We start from the raw sequence: 14,346 nt of genomic DNA, 5'->3' as shown, positions 1-14,346 counted from the left end.
CCGATTCCATGCCCGCACTGCCGCCTGACGATTACCATCCGCCGAAGGACATGCTCGCCGGCCGCCGCATCCTCATCACCGGCGCCGGTGACGGCCTGGGCCGCGCCGCGGCGCTTGCCTGTGCTGCGCATGGCGCGACCGTGATCCTGCTCGGCCGCACGGTGAGGAAGCTGGAATCGACTTACGACGCGATCGAACAAGCTGGCGGACCGACACCGGCGATCTACCCGCTGCATCTGAGCGGCGCGAGCTGGAAGGATTACGGCGATCTGGCCGACACCGTCGAACGCGAGTTCGGCGGCCTCGACGGCCTGCTGCACTGCGCAGTCCACTTCAAGGCCTTCACGCCGATGACCGACATCGATCCCAAGGACTGGATCGAGAGTCTGCAAGTCAATCTGACCGCCCCGTTCGCGCTGACACGGCACTTGCTGCCGCTGCTCGACGCCGCCGCCGACGCGTCCGTGGTGTTCGTCTCCGACCGTCACGGCCGCATCGCGCACGCCTACGACAACGTCTACGGCATCGCCAAGGCCGCCATCGAACAGATGATGAAGATCTGGGCGGCCGAGCTCGACGGCAAGCCGCACCTGCGCCTCAACAGTTTCGATCCCGGCCCGATGCGCTCGGGCGTGCGCCTGCGCGGCTATCCCGGCGAGTCGATCACCCAGGTCCAGCCCCCCGAGTCCGTGGCGCCGAAGCTGCTGTGGCTGCTCGGACCGGACAGTCGCGGCGTCAGCGGTCAGGCGCTGTAATCAACGCGTCGGGCGGCGAGCGCGCGGCTTGTTCGCCGACCGCCGCGGTTCCGGCCCGGCCGATCGCGGCGCCGATGACCGCTGCGCGCGTGGCCCCGACTTGGCCCGGGCGGCGCGCCGCTCCGGCTCCTCCAGGCCGACCGCCGCCATCAGCGCCTGCACTTCGGCGGGGGTCGCCTCGCGCGCCGTGCCGGACTTGATGCCGCGGCCCAGTTCGATCGGTCCGTAGCGCACGCGAATCAGGCGACTGACCTGCAGGCCCTGCGACTCGAACAGGCGCCGCACTTCGCGATTGCGCCCCTCGCGCAGCGTCACCGTGTACCACTGGTTCGAGGCTTCGCCGTCCTCGCCGGGCGCCGGGCGCATCGTATCGAAACGCGCCGGACCGTCGTCGAGTTCGACGCCCGTGGTCAGGCGGCGCACCAGGTCGTCGTCCACGACGCCGTGCACGCGCACCGCATACTCGCGCGGGATCTCGAAGCTGGGGTGGGTCAGCCGGCGCGCCAGCTCACCGTGATTGGTGAACAACAACAGGCCGGACGTGTTGATGTCGAGGCGGCCGACCGCGATCCAGCGGCCCTGTTCGAGCTTCGGCAGCTTGCGGAACACCGTGCGCCGACCTTCGGGGTCATCGCGCGTCACCACCTCGCCGACGCGCTTCTTGTAGATCAGGACGCGCGGGCTATCGGCCTTGCGCTGCAGTGCGACCGGCCGGCCATCGACGCGCACCTTGTCGTCGCGATCGATGGACTGTCCGATCTGGGCGGGCCGTCCGTTGACGAGGATGCGCCCCTCGGCGATCAGTCGCTCGATCTCGCGGCGAGACGCGATGCCAGCGGTCGCCAGTGCCTTCTGGATGCGCTCGGACATCAGTGCACGGTCGCGTCCGGCGGAGCGTCCACCGGCCGGGCCTCGTCTTCATCTTCGGCACCGGCCCCATCGGCGACGTGCGACACCTCGTGCAGCTGCTCACCCAATCTCTGCAAGGCCGCTTCGAGCTGCTGCGGGTCCTTGATCTCCGGCAGGCTCGGCAGATCGTCGAGCGACTTCAGATTCAGATCGTCGAGCAGCTGGTGCGTGGTCCCGAACAGCGACGGCCGGCCCGGCACTTCCTTGACGCCGACCTCGCGGATCCAGCCGCGCTCCAGCAGCGTGCGGATGATGTTCGGCGACAGGGCGACGCCGCGCACTTCCTCGATCTCGCCGCGGGTGATCGGCTGGCGGTAGCAGATCAGTGCCAGCGTCTCCAGCAGCGCCCGCGACAGGCGCGGCGGCTTTTCCTGCCAGAGGCGGGCGACCCACTCGCCGTACTCCTGACGCACCTGGATGCGGAAGCCGGACGCCACCTCGCGCAACTCCGCCGCGCGATCCGCGAGCGCGGCATCGAGCCGCGACAGCGCATCGCGCAGATCCTTCTTGCTCACGCCCAGCTCGTTGCCGAGCATGCGCTGCAGCTGCTCGATCGACAGCGGCTGGTCGGACGCCAGCAGCAGGGCCTCGAGCACGCGCTCCAGCATGCGGCCGCGGTCCTCGTCCACCGGCGGCAGCGCGGGCTCGATCAGATCGGGAACGCTGTCCTGGCTCATGTCACTTCTCCCTCGATGGTCGGCTCCACGTATCGGTCCGGCGGTGCGAGCAGGATCGGATCGAAAGGCGAGTCCTGACGCACGGCGATCAGCGTCGAACGTGCCAGTTCGAGCACGGCGAGAAAACAGACGACCACGCCCAGTCGCCCCTCCTCGACATCGATCAGATCGACGAAGCGCGCGGGCCCCTGACGCACGCGCGACAGGATGCGCGACATGCGCTCACGCACGCTCAACGGCTCGCGCGACACCTCGTGGTGCTTGAACAGCGCGCTGCGCTCCATCACGTCACGGAACGCCAGCACCAGCTCGCGCAGCGTCGGCATCGGCACCTGCGCGACCTGCGGGATCACTTCCGGCCGCGCCTGCGCGACGAACACGTCGCGGCCGACCCGCGGCAGCTTCTCGATGTTCTCGCCGGCCGTCTTGAAGCGCTCGTATTCCTGCAGGCGCCGCACCAGCTCCATGCGCGGATCGCCCTGCTCCACCGCCTCATCCGGCGGCGGGCGCGGCAGCAGGATGCTCGACTTGATCTCCGCCAGCAGCGCCGCCATCACCAGGTATTCGGCGGCGAGTTCCAGCTTGAGCTCGCGCATCAGCTCGATGTACTGGATGTACTGCTGCGTGATCTTGAGCACCGGGATGTCGAGGATGTTCAGGTTCTGCCGGCGGATCAGATACAGCAGTAGGTCGAGTGGTCCTTCGAAGGCCTCCAGGAACACCTCCAGCGCGTCCGGCGGGATGTAAAGATCCTCCGGCAGCTTGTCGATCGGCTGGCCGTGGACCTTGGGCGCGCGCATGGTGGGCTCGATCGGCGGCGCGGACTCGGTCGCTGGCATGGCTTCGTTCACGGATCTACTCCGGGATGAAGCCGAGCGCATCGTGCACGCGCCTGAGCGTCGCATCGGCGCGCGCGCTCGCCGACTCGGCGCCGGCGCGCAGCACGCGCGTGAGGCCATCGGTGTCGGCGCGCACCTCGCGGTAGCGCGCCTGTATGGGCTTGAGGATGTCGAGCACGGCGTCGGCCACCGCCTGCTTGAACCTGCCGTAACCCTGTCCGTGATACTGCTCGACGATCGCATCGAAGGACTGGCCGGTGCACGCGGACAGGATCGACATCAGGTTCGACACGCCGGGCTTGCCGGCGGGGTCGTAGCGGATCTCGTTGCCCAGATCGGTCACGGCGCGCTTGATCTTGCGCACGGCCACGTCGGGTTCGTCGAGCAGATAGAGCGCGTTGGTCGGCGCATCGTCGGACTTCGACATCTTCTTCGTCGGCTCCTGCAGCCCCATGATGCGCGCGCCCACCGGCGGGATCATCGGCTCGGGAACGGTGAACACCTCGCCATACAGGTTGTTGAAGCGGATAGCGACGTCACGGGTCAGCTCGAGGTGCTGCTTCTGATCGTCGCCGACCGGCACGGCATTGGCCTGGTACAGCAGGATGTCCGCCGCCATCAGCACCGGGTAGTCGAACAGACCGGCATTGATGTTGTCGGCGTTCTTTGCCGACTTGTCCTTGAACTGGGTCATCCGGCTGAGCTCGCCCATCTGCGTGTAGCAGTTCAGCACCCAGGCCAGGCGCGCATGCGCCGGCACGTGCGACTGCACGAACAGCACGTTCTTCGCCGGATCGAGTCCGCAGGCGATGTACAGCGCAAGGAACTCGTAGCAGCGCTCGCGCAGCACCGCCGGGTCCTGGCGCACGGTGATCGCGTGCAGATCGACGAGCATGTAGTAGCAGTCGTAGCGCTCGTTGAGCGGCAGCCAGTTCTTGATCGCGCCCAGGTAGTTGCCGAGCGTGAGATGGCCGGACGGCTGGATGCCGGACAGGACGACGGGTTTGCGCACGGTGGTCACGAGTGAAACCGGAGGCTAGAAATTGGAAGCGGCCGGCAGCCCGACGAGGCTGAGGACGACGAACTGAGCCAGCGCCAGCGGCCACTGCAGGATCTGTCCGAGCACACCGGTCGCCATCAGCACGACCAGAATGACCAGACCGTAGGGTTCGATGCGATCCAGGCGCCGCGCCACCGGCTCCGATACCAGGCCATTGAGCACGCGACCACCGTCGAGTGGGGGCAGAGGCAACAGGTTGAGCACCATCAGCACCAGGTTGATGAGGATTCCGGCGACCGCCATGTAACGCAGGCCCAGCCACAGTCCCTCGGTCACAGCCGCCCCGAGGGCGATCTTGAGCAGCAGCGCCCAGCCGATCGCCATGGCGAAATTGGACAGCGGGCCGGCGATGGCGACGACCGCCATGTCGCGGCGCGGATGGCGCAGATTGCGGAAATTGACCGGCACCGGCTTAGCCCAGCCGAAGAGGAAACCGCCGAGCGCCAGCAACAGCACCGGCACCAGGACCGTGCCCACCGGGTCGATGTGACGCAGCGGGTTGAGGCTCAGGCGGCCGGCCGCCTCCGCGGTGCGGTCGCCGAGCAGGCGCGCCACGTAGCCATGGCTGGCTTCGTGCACGGTGATCGCGAACAGGACCGGCAAGGCCCAGACCGCAATCTTCTGGACCAGCGTCAATTCGATGGGCATGGCGCATTATACGGGGGCAGGACGCGCGCGCCGGCGCAAGCGGCAGGCGCCGGCTCGCCGGCCGGCCGCAGGGCCGGTTCAGAGCCCGATCCGCGACACGTCTCCCTTGCCCTGCCGCACGAGCTGCACACCGGCATCGTCGCTCAAGTCCAGCACCGTGGTCGGATCGTCTCCACAGGGTCCACCGTCCACGACGATATCGACCGCGCGGTCCAGCTGTTCGCGCCAGTCTTCCGGATCGCCGACCGGCCGCGCCTCGCCGGGGAATTGGAGGGTGCACGAAATCAGCGGCTCACCCAGCGTCTCCAGCAGCTCCTGGGCGATGACGTGCTCCGGCACGCGGATGCCGACGGTCTTGCGCCGCTCGTGCGCGATGCGCCGCGGCAGTTCCTTGGTCGCCAGCAACACGAAGGTGTACGGCCCCGGCGTCAGCGTCTTGAGCATGCGGAACTGGCGGTTGTCGACGCGCGCGTAGGTCGCGATCTCGGACAGGTCGCGGCACACCAGCGTGAACTGGTGATGGCGATCGAAGTCACGGATGCGGCGCAGGCGCTCGGCGGCTTCGCGGTCGTCCAGATGGCAGCCGAGCGCATAGCAGGAATCGGTCGGATAGGCGATCACCGCCCCCTGGCGCACGCGCACGGCGACCTGCGCCAGCAGGCGCTTCTGCGGATTCAGCGGATGGAGCTGGAACCAGTCGGCCACGTCGGTCCTCGCGAGGAGCGCGCATTCTACCCACGATGTCGGCCTACAATAAGGCTTCCCGCCCACCCGCTGGTTTCGAAAGTCGGCCGCCAAGGACGGCGCCGGCTGGCATAGGACGTACACAGTGAACATGCTGCTCGATTTCGCGCCCGCCCTGCTGTTCTTCGGCGCTTACTACTTCTACGGCATCTACGTCGCGACCGCCGTGCTGATCGTCGCGCTGTTCGTGCTGGTCGCGATCTACTGGTTCAAGGAGAAACGGCTGCACAAGTCGCACGCGATCACGGCGGTCGTCGCCGCCGCGCTGGGCGGGCTGACACTGTGGATCCACGACCCGGCCTTCATCCAGTACAAGCCGACGGTCGTGTATGCGGTGTTCGCGCTCGCGCTGCTGCTGAGTCACCTGGTCGGCGACAAGGTGCTGCTCGCCCGCCTGCCGCAGACCACCATCCAGCTGCCCGACGAAATCTGGCGGCGCGTCAATCTGGCCTGGGCGGCGTTCTTCGCGCTGTCGGCGGTGTTGAACGTGTATGTCGCCCAGCACTTCTCGGAGAAGACCTGGGTGCAGTTCAAGACCTTCGGCTTCACCGCCCTGATGTTCGTGTTCCTGATCGCACACGTGCCCTTCCTCAAGCGTTACCTGCCGGAGGAGTGAGCGCCGATGCTCTACATGATCCTCGCCGACGACGCGCCCGACAGCCTGCCCGCACGGCGCGCCACGCGGCCGGCGCATCTGCAGCACCTGCGCGCATTGATCGACCAGGGCCGGCTCGTGCTGGCCGGCCCGCGCCCGCGCGTGGACAGTACCGATCCGGGTGACGCGGGCTTTCACGGCAGCCTGATCGTCGCCGAGTTCCCCACGCTGGAAGACGCGCAGGCCTGGGCGCGGCAGGACCCTTACGCGAAGGCCGGCGTGTTCGAGCGCGTGATCGTGCAACCCTTCGTGCGCGCACTGCCTTGAGTCGCGTCGCACGCATCCGCAGCACGCTCGAACGGGCCTTCGCGCCACAGCGCCTGCACATCGAGGACGAAAGCCATCTGCATGCCGGTCACGCCGGTGCCGCCGCCGGAGGCGGCCACTATCGCATCGAGATCGTCAGCACCGCGTTCGCCGGAATGAGCCCGATCCAGCGGCACCGCGCGGTCTATGCCGCACTGGGCGACATGATGCCGTCCGACATTCACGCCTTGTCGCTGTCGGCCCGCGCCCCCGGCGAGGCCTGAGGCTCGGACCGCAGCCAGACGTCCTGCTGCGGGAACGGAATCTGGATGCCGGCGGCGCGGAAGGCCGTGTCGATGGCGAAGCGCAGATCGCTGGCCACCGCCATGCGCTTGTCCACCTCGCGGACATAGGCGCGCAGTTCGAAATCCAGCGAGCTGGCGCCGAAGTTGACGAACAGCACGCCCGGTCCGTTGATGCCCTCGACCTGGTTGTCGCGGATCACCAGCGGGTGCGCATTGGCGACCTCCAGGAGCACTGCCTTGACTCGCGCCGTGTCCGATCCGTAGGCCACGCCGACCGGCACGATCACCCGCCCGTAGTTGTCGCGCAGATTGAGATTGCGCAGGTGGCTCGACAGCAGGTCCGAGTTCGGCACGATCACCGATTCGCGGTCCCAGGTCTGGATCTCGGTCGAGCGGATGCGGATGCGGCGCACGAAGCCCTGCGTCTGGCCGACGAACACGTAGTCGCCGGTGCGCACCGGCCTCTCGAACAGGATGATCAGGCCGGACACGAAGTTGTTGACGATGTTCTGCAGGCCGAAGCCGATGCCGACCGACAGCGCTCCGGCGACGATCGCCAGCTTGGTGAAATCGAACCCAGCCGACGACAGCCCGACGACGACCGCCAGCGCGAACGTGACGTAGCCGAACAGTGTCGCGACCGATTCGCGCGTGCTCGCTTCGACGCCCGCGCGCGGCAGCCAGTCGTACTCGATCTTGTTCTTCAGCCAGCGCGTGAAGGTGAACAGGACCAGAAAATAGACCACGCCCAGCAGCAGCTTGCCCGGCACCAGATGGACGCTGCCGAATGCAAAGCCGGTCGAGAACAGACGCGCGACGAGGTCGCTGCCGGTCTCGTGCAGGCCCCAGACGTGCAGCACCGCCCAGGTCACGCCCGGCCAGAGCAGCAGATGGAACGACAGCAGCATCCAGCGCAGCTCGCCGATGACCCTGCCCTGGGCGACGCCCAGACGGGCACGCAGGCGGCGCTGCCAGAACGTCCGCCCGGTGTTCAGACCGCTGACGAGGCGATGCAGGAACACGACCACCACGACGGCCAGCACGAGAATGACCGCGCTGGCCCGCGCCGGCTGCGCTGGCAGCAGGCTCATCAAGGAAGTCACGAGTTCCATCACGCCCCTCCCTTCAGCAGCGCCTTGAGTCCGTCGAGATCGAGCACCGGCACGCCGAGCGCCTGCGCCTTCGCCAGCTTGGAACCAGCCGCGTCGCCGGCGACGACATAGTCGGTCTTTTTCGACACCGAGCCGGCCACCTTGCCTCCCTGCGCTTCGATCAGCGCGCTGGCCTCGTCGCGGCTCATGCCCGGCAAGGTGCCGGTCAGCACGAAGGTCTTGCCGTTGAGCGGCCCTTCCCGCGGTGCCTGCGCCTGCGGCCAGCGCACGCCGGCGGCGCGCAGTTCGTCGATCAGTGCGCGATGCTTGTCCTGTGCGAACCACAGGCTGATCTGCCGCGCGACCTCGGGCCCGACATCCGGCACCTCGCGCAGTCGCGGGAAGCGCTCCTTGTCCTTCAGACCCTGCGCGTCCGCCGTCGGTGCGTCGGCGAGCGCCGCCGCGATCAGGGCGTCGAGCGTGCGGAAGTGCGCGGCCAGGGCCTGTGCCGTGGTCTCGCCGACCTGCGGGATGCCCAGCGCATAGACGAAACGCGCCAGCGTCGTCTCCTTGCTGCGCTCGATCGCGTCGATCAGGTTCTGCGCCGACTTCTCGCCCATGCGCTCCAGACCGGCCAGGCGCTGCACGTCGAGGTGGTAGATGTCGCTGCTCTTGCGCACGAGCCCTTGCTCGATCAGCTGGCCGAGCAGTTTCTCGCCCAGCCCCTCGATGTCGAGCGCGCGCCGGCTCGCGAAGTGCTGCAGTGCACGCGTGAGCTGCGCCGGGCAGGTCAGGCCGCCGCTGCAGCGCGCGACCGGATCGCCGGGTTCGCGGACCACCGGACTGTCGCAGACCGGACAACGCTGCGGCACCTGCGCGTGACGCACGTGGTGCGAACGCTTGGCCAACACGACTTCCTTGACTTCGGGGATCACGTCGCCGGCACGGCGCACCACGACCCAGTCGCCGATGCGGATGTCCTTGCGCGCGATCTCGTCGAGGTTGTGCAGCGTCGCGTTCGACACATGAGCTCCGCCGACGAAGACCGTGCGCAGCCGCGCGGTCGGTGTCAGCACGCCGGTGCGGCCCACCTGGAAATCGATGTCCTCGATCACCGTCTGCGCCTCCTCGGCGGCGAACTTGTAGGCCACCGCCCAGCGCGGCTCGCGCGACACCGCGCCCAGTTCCTCGCGGCCGGCGAGGTCGTCGAGCTTGAACACGACCCCGTCGATGTCGAAGGGCAGATGCGCGCGCCGTGCCTGCATCGCCTCGAAATAGCGCTGGCAGCCGTCCGGCCCGCGCACGCGCTCGATCAGGTCGGACAGCGGAAAGCCCCAGTGGCGCAAGCAGTCCAGCACCTCCATGTGCCGGGCCGGCCGCTCCCAGCCGTCGTGCTGGCCGACACCGTAGGCGTAGAACGCCAGCGGCCGGCGCGCGGTGACGGCGGGATCGAGCTGACGCAGGCTGCCGGCGGCGGCATTGCGTGGATTCACCGGGGCGCGCTCGCCGCGCTGCGTGGCCTCCTCGACCCAGCGCCGGAAGCCGGCCAGCGGCAGATAGACCTCGCCGCGCACCTCGATGCTGCGCGGCGCCTCGCCGCGCAGCCGCAACGGAATGCGGCGGATCGTGCGCAGATTGGCGGTGATGTCCTCGCCGGTTTCGCCGTCGCCGCGCGTCGCGCCGCGCACGAGCACGCCGTGCTCGTAGGTCAGCGACACGGCCAGCCCGTCGAGCTTGGGCTCACCGACGTAATCGACCGACGCCACGCCCAGCGTCTCGCGCACGCGGCGGTCGAAGTCCTGCAGCTCCGCTTCGGTCGTCACCTTGCGCAGCGACAGCATCGGCTGACCATGACGCACCGGCGCGAAATCGGCGCGCGGCGCGCCGCCGACCCGCTGCGTCGGCGAGTCCGGCGTCACCAGATCGGGATGGTCCTGTTCCAGCCGCTGCAGTTCGTCGAACAGGCGATCGTATTCGGCATCCGACACGGTCGGCTGGTCGAGCACGTAGTAGCGATAGTTGTGCTCGTCGAGCTGCCGGCGCAGCGCCTCGGCGCGCCGGCGCACCGCCTCGGGGATCTTCACAGCCCGAGCTGGCGCGCCCAGGTCCGGATCTCGGCGACCATCGCTTTCTCGGCCGCCGGCGTCAGCAACTGGCGGTTGGTGTCGAACACCTCGGCATTGAGCTGCTGGGCGAGCGCACGCGCGGTGCCGAGCATGTCACCGACTGCGGTTTCCGCCGGCATCGGCCCCGGCAGCACCATGAACACCGACAGCCCCGGAGTCGAGAAGGCGTGCTGCTCTGCGGGATCGAGATAGCCCGGCTTGATCAGGCTGGCGACCGAGAACACCGGCCGGCCCGCGTCGATGCGGTGATAGATCTTGCGTTCGCCGAACTGCAGTCCCTGCGCACGCAGCGCAGCGTGGATCTTCGGACCGAAGATTGCCGTGCCCTCACGCTCGGCGATCAGCACGGCCACCAGGCGCTCTTCGACCGCCCGCGGGGCCGCGCTGGCCGCGGCCGTCGGTGATTCACCCGGCGCCGCGCCGCCCGACAGGCTCGGCGCGACCCGCTTGCGCGGCTTGCCGACGCCGAACTCGTCGAACTCGCCCTGGCGCGCGAACATGTCCATCTGGTCGGCCGCGGGAATCGGCGGCATCTTCCCAGGCGGCGGCGCGCCCGATGACTTGGACGGGCCCTGCTCGCGGCGGCTATAGACATAGATCGCGACGACCGCGACGGCGCCGACGACCAGAAGCGCCCATTGCAATGGACTCATTGCTGCGTTTCCTGCTCTGTGGCCAGTTCAACCGCCTGCTGGATGTCGACGCTGACCAGCCGCGACACGCCCGGCTCCTGCATCGTCACACCGTGCAGCTGCTGCGCCAGCTCCATGGTGATCTTGTTGTGGGTAATGATAATGAACTGCACGTTCTGCGACATTTCGCGGACGATCTCGCAGAAGCGCCCGACGTTGGCGTCATCCAGCGGCGCATCGACCTCGTCCATCAGGCAGAACGGCGCGGGATTGAGCTGGAACAAGGCCAGCAACAGCGCCACGGCGGTCATCGCCTTCTCGCCGCCGGACAGCAGGTGAATCGTCGAATTGCGCTTGCCGGGCGGACGCGCCATGACGCGCACGCCGGTATCGAGCAGATTCTCGCCGGTCAGCTCCAGATAGGCCTCGCCGCCGCCGAACAGCTTGGGAAAGCGATCCCGGAACACGCCATCGACCTTGTCGAAGGTCTGCTTGAACAGCTCCTTGGTCTCGACATCGATCTTGCGGATCGCCTCTTCGAGGGTCTCCAGTGCGCCGTGCAGGTCCGCGTGCTGCTCGGCAAGATAGGTCTCGCGCCCACGCGCCTCCTCCAGCTCCTCGATCGCGGCCAGGTTGATGGCGCCCAGACGCTCGATGCGGCGCGTGACCGTGGCCAGGCGCTCCTCCCAGTCCGGCAGGCTGGCGTCTTCGGCCAGACCGCCGAACAGGGCCTCGCGCTCGAAACCGGTCTCGGCGATCTGTTCGTCGAGGCTCTCGCGATGCGCGCGCAGGTTCTCGAACTCCAGGCGCGCCTGCTGCACGCGTTCCAGCGCAGCGTCCTTGTCCTGCTCGGCGGCGCGGGCTGCCTGCACGGCAGCCTGCAGGATCTGTTCGGCGGCCTCGACCTGCTCGCGCACCGCGCGCAACTGCTCGCGTGCCGCCTGCACGACCGCCCGTGCCTGCTCGACTTCGGCGGCGCGATCCTGCAACGGCGCATCGAGATCGGCGGCGTTCTGCTCCTCCTCGACGCGACGGATCTGCAGCGACTCGCGGCTGGCGTGGATGTCCTTGATCGCCTGCTCCAGCGCGGCGACTGCGCTGCGCCGGCCGGCGAGCTGCACCTGCAGCTGATTGCGCGCCTGCTGCGCCTGCGCCGCGAGCATGCGTGCCCTGCCGACCGCGTCGCGCTTCTTCTGCAAGGTCTGCTGCATCTGCGCACGGCGCTCGCGCAGTTCCTGCGCGACCTGCTCCAGCGACAGCAGGCGGGTACGCGACTCGTCCAGCTCGTGCTGCTGCTGCAGCCGCGCCTGCTCCAGCGTCTCCAGCTCCTTCGCCAGTGCCTGTTCGCGCGCCTGCACCTGTTCGAGGCGCACCGCCTGGGCCTGGCGGAACGCCAGCTTCTGCGCCTGACGATGCCGCGTCTGGTCGAACTTCGACGACAGCTCGCGTCGCTCCTGCTCCATCGCGTGCGTGCGCCCGCGCAGCTCGCCGAGCAGCTTCTCGCGGTCGAGCACCTGCTGCTGCAGTTCCTCGACCTGGAGCCTGAGCTGCTTCAGCAGCTGGCTGCGCGCGATCACGCCGCCGCGGTCGTCGCCCTGCCTCGGATAGCGGCGGAAATGGCGACCGCACCAGATACCCTCGCGCGTGATCACCGATTGCGCCGCCGGCAGGCCGGGCAGCAGCGCCAGCGCCTCGTCCAGCGACTCGGCGGTGTGGATGCCGGACAGCAGGTCGATCACCGCCTGCGGTCCGCTCACCTGCGCCGCCAGTCCCGATGCACCGCGACTGCCGTTATCGGCCAGCAGGGCGACACCGGACTTGGGCGCCGGCCCCAGTGCGCGCAGGCGCTCTTCGAACGCCGGGACCAGCGGCGCCTGCAGCAGACCTTCCAGCACCTGCTCGACCGCCGTCTCCCAGCCGCCATCGACCTGCAAGGCCGTCGCCAGACGCGGGCACTCGGACAGCTGATTCTGCCGCAGCCACAGGTTCAGCTCGGCGTCGTCCTCGCGCAGCGCGGCCTGCTGCAGCGTCTCCAGCGAAGCGACACGACCGCGGGCGGATTGCAGCGTCTGCCGGGCCTCGTGCAGTCCGGCCTCGGCCGCACTTCGCTCGTCGCGCAAGCGTTGCAGCTCCGCATCGACGGCCGTGAGCCGCTCCTCGGCGGCGGCCAGCTCCTGGCCGAGCGCGCCCAGTTCCTGGTCGGCTTCGATGAGACTGTTGCGGATCGGTTCGACATTGAGCGCGGCGTGCTCGGCCTGCACCCGGCGATGGCGTTCCTCGTTCTGGAAGCGCGCACGCTCCAGCTGCTGCACGCGCACCCGCTCGGCTTCGGTCTGCGTCAGCGGCGTTTCCGCATCCTGCACAAAGCCATCCCAGCGGCGCTGTTCCTCCTGCGCCTCTTCCTCGGCCGCAATCAGCGCCGACTGTGCCTCGCCTTCGGATTCCTCGGAGGTCTGCACCTGGCGCTCGAGATCGGCCAGCTGACGGCCGGCTTCGTCCAGACGCTGCTGCTCGCGCGTCTGCCGCGCTTCCAGTTCGCCGAGCTGGCGCAGGATCTGGTCCAGCTCGCGCGCCTTGATCTGCTTGAGTTCGCGTGCGTGCTGCAGGCCCTGCTCCTGGCGCGCAAGACCTGCTTCGGCCTCGTAAACCTTGCTCTGCTCGTCGTTGAGCCGGTTCGACAGCGCGCGGCTCTCGACCTCGGCGGCGACGCGCGCGTCGCCGGCCTGATTGACGCGCAGACGCGCCTGGTCCAGCGCCTGTTCCAGTTCGGCGATCGCGCTTTCGTGTCCTTCGCTCTGCGCCTGCAGCTGGCGCATGCGCAGCGCCAGGATCTCGGCGCGCAGCCGACGCTCCTGCGACTTGTATTCCTTGTATTTCTCGGCGTTCGCCGCCTGCTTGGACAGCACTTCGAGGCGCTGCTGGATTTCCGAGCGCAGGTCGTTGAGGCGGGCGAGGTTCTCGCGCGTCTGCTTGATGCGCGACTCGGTCTCGCGGCGGCGGTCCTTGTACTTGGAGATGCCGGCGGCCTCTTCGAGCCACTGTCGCAGCTCCTCGGGCTTGGCCTCGATCATGCGCGACACCATGCCCTGCTCGATGATCGCGTACTGGTTCTTGCCGCCCAGGCCGGTACCGAGGAACAGGTCGGTGACGTCGCGCTTCAGGCACTTGGCGCCGTTGAGGTAGTACTGCGAACCGCCGTCGCGCACCAGCTCGCGGCGCACGGAGATTTCACTGTAGGCCGCGTAGGGGCCGCCGATGGTGCCGTCGCTGTTGTCGAAGATCAGTTCGACCGAGGCGCGGCCGACCGGCTTGCGCGTCTTTGAGCCGTTGAAGATCACGTCCTCGGCATCCGACGAACGCAGGTTCTTCATGCTGGTTTCGCCCAGCACCCAGCGCACCGCGTCGATGATGTTCGACTTGCCACAGCCGTTGGGACCGACGACGCCGGTCAGGTTGGCCGGCAGCGGCAGCTGCGTCGCGTCCACGAAGGACTTGAAGCCGGCGAGTTTGATGCCAGAAAGTCGCATGCGCTCGGGTTTCTCTCGCCCCCCTGCGGGGCGCTGTTCTTGGCGTCGGATTCGAGCCCCGGCAGGGTGCCGGAGGCCGCGTAGTGTAAATTATGAACGCCCGCCGTCCAGCATCCAGCTGCCTGCGGGATT

The 14,346-nt window shown here is 68.4% G+C and carries 14 protein-coding genes; 4 read left to right on the top strand and 10 right to left on the bottom strand.

Features of this window, described 5'->3' with window-relative positions:
- The first annotated feature begins 8 nt into the window (after window positions 1-8).
- Window positions 9-755, top strand: coding sequence for an SDR family NAD(P)-dependent oxidoreductase (locus tag AAG565_RS02240; protein WP_348817914.1), 747 nt, complete (start codon window positions 9-11; stop codon window positions 753-755).
- Here AAG565_RS02240 and rluB read toward each other — a convergent pair whose 3' ends face one another.
- From rluB to AAG565_RS02210, 6 genes are all read right to left on the bottom strand, one after another.
- Window positions 756-1,625, bottom strand: coding sequence for a 23S rRNA pseudouridine(2605) synthase RluB (gene rluB, locus AAG565_RS02235; protein ID WP_348817913.1), 870 nt, complete (start codon window positions 1,623-1,625; stop codon window positions 756-758).
- Entirely contained in the window at window positions 1,625-2,341 is a 717-nt protein-coding gene (gene scpB / locus AAG565_RS02230) for an SMC-Scp complex subunit ScpB (protein ID WP_348817912.1), read from the bottom strand. The genes rluB and scpB overlap by 1 nt, the downstream gene beginning before the upstream one ends.
- Entirely contained in the window at window positions 2,338-3,180 is an 843-nt protein-coding gene (locus AAG565_RS02225) for a ScpA family protein (RefSeq protein ID WP_348818071.1), read from the bottom strand. The genes scpB and AAG565_RS02225 overlap by 4 nt, the downstream gene beginning before the upstream one ends.
- A 16-nt stretch (window positions 3,181-3,196) precedes the next feature.
- Window positions 3,197-4,192, bottom strand: a complete 996-nt coding sequence (trpS, locus tag AAG565_RS02220; protein ID WP_348818070.1) for a tryptophan--tRNA ligase — start codon at window positions 4,190-4,192, stop codon at window positions 3,197-3,199.
- A 24-nt stretch (window positions 4,193-4,216) separates the two neighbouring features.
- Window positions 4,217-4,888, bottom strand: a complete 672-nt coding sequence (locus tag AAG565_RS02215; protein ID WP_348817911.1) for a site-2 protease family protein — start codon at window positions 4,886-4,888, stop codon at window positions 4,217-4,219.
- A gap of 78 nt (window positions 4,889-4,966) precedes the next feature.
- Complete coding sequence (locus AAG565_RS02210) at window positions 4,967-5,593, bottom strand: L-threonylcarbamoyladenylate synthase (protein ID WP_348817910.1); 627 nt, start codon at window positions 5,591-5,593, stop codon at window positions 4,967-4,969.
- Between the two features lie 130 nt (window positions 5,594-5,723).
- Here AAG565_RS02210 and AAG565_RS02205 point away from each other — a divergent pair, with 130 nt between their 5' ends.
- From AAG565_RS02205 to AAG565_RS02195, 3 genes are read left to right on the top strand one after another with little or no spacing between them, the layout of a single operon-like run.
- Window positions 5,724-6,248: a septation protein A gene (locus tag AAG565_RS02205; RefSeq protein ID WP_348818069.1), complete on the top strand. Its 525-nt coding sequence runs from the start codon at window positions 5,724-5,726 to the stop codon at window positions 6,246-6,248.
- Between the two features lie 6 nt (window positions 6,249-6,254).
- Window positions 6,255-6,554: a YciI family protein gene (locus tag AAG565_RS02200; RefSeq protein ID WP_348817909.1), complete on the top strand. Its 300-nt coding sequence runs from the start codon at window positions 6,255-6,257 to the stop codon at window positions 6,552-6,554.
- Window positions 6,551-6,817: a BolA family protein gene (locus tag AAG565_RS02195; protein WP_348817908.1), complete on the top strand. Its 267-nt coding sequence runs from the start codon at window positions 6,551-6,553 to the stop codon at window positions 6,815-6,817. The genes AAG565_RS02200 and AAG565_RS02195 overlap by 4 nt, the downstream gene beginning before the upstream one ends.
- Here the strand turns inward: AAG565_RS02195 and AAG565_RS02190 are convergent.
- The 4 genes from AAG565_RS02190 to smc are packed head-to-tail and all read right to left on the bottom strand — an operon-like array spanning window position 6,775 to window position 14,214.
- Complete coding sequence (locus tag AAG565_RS02190; RefSeq protein ID WP_348817907.1) at window positions 6,775-7,950, bottom strand: mechanosensitive ion channel domain-containing protein; 1,176 nt, start codon at window positions 7,948-7,950, stop codon at window positions 6,775-6,777. The two genes, AAG565_RS02195 and AAG565_RS02190, sit on opposite strands and share 43 nt — an antisense overlap.
- Window positions 7,950-10,013, bottom strand: a complete 2,064-nt coding sequence (ligA, locus tag AAG565_RS02185; protein WP_348817906.1) for an NAD-dependent DNA ligase LigA — start codon at window positions 10,011-10,013, stop codon at window positions 7,950-7,952. The genes AAG565_RS02190 and ligA overlap by 1 nt, the downstream gene beginning before the upstream one ends.
- Window positions 10,010-10,708, bottom strand: coding sequence for a cell division protein ZipA C-terminal FtsZ-binding domain-containing protein (locus tag AAG565_RS02180; RefSeq protein ID WP_348817905.1), 699 nt, complete (start codon window positions 10,706-10,708; stop codon window positions 10,010-10,012). The genes ligA and AAG565_RS02180 overlap by 4 nt, the downstream gene beginning before the upstream one ends.
- On the bottom strand, window positions 10,705-14,214 hold the full coding sequence (gene smc / locus AAG565_RS02175) for a chromosome segregation protein SMC (RefSeq protein WP_348817904.1): 3,510 nt from the start codon (window positions 14,212-14,214) through the stop codon (window positions 10,705-10,707). The genes AAG565_RS02180 and smc overlap by 4 nt, the downstream gene beginning before the upstream one ends.
- Between the last annotated feature and the right edge of the window lie 132 nt (window positions 14,215-14,346).

Source organism: Fontimonas sp. SYSU GA230001, from assembly GCF_040066175.1.
GTDB lineage: Bacteria > Pseudomonadota > Gammaproteobacteria > Nevskiales > Nevskiaceae > Solimonas.
Note: the sequence above shows the minus strand (reverse complement) of the source record. Positions and strands in the feature narration are given on the sequence as shown.